Here is a 209-nt window from a genome sequence, read left to right as displayed (position 1 = left end):
AAATAACGAGAAGTGAGTAACTCTTTATATTGAGAAACCATTCTCTTAGGCGAAGGGATCGCCGAAACCTGAGTGACGGTTTCCTTAAATTTGAACGCTAACACCACCCAAGCTAATGAGACATATCCAAGTAGCGAGATAAACACCATGCTCCAGCCAAAATGGAAGTTAATGAATCCACCGATAACGGGCGCGATCAAAGGTGTTAT

General features: G+C 42.6%; 1 pseudogene. It reads right to left on the bottom strand.

Annotation, left to right across the window (positions count from 1 at the left end):
- Positions 1 to 209, bottom strand: a pseudogene (locus AB4486_RS26430) (MFS transporter); the annotation flags it as partial.

The organism is Vibrio sp. 10N.222.55.C6, assembly GCF_041473395.1.
GTDB classification, from domain to species: domain Bacteria; phylum Pseudomonadota; class Gammaproteobacteria; order Enterobacterales; family Vibrionaceae; genus Vibrio; species Vibrio crassostreae_C.
Note: the sequence above shows the minus strand (reverse complement) of the source record. Positions and strands in the feature narration are given on the sequence as shown.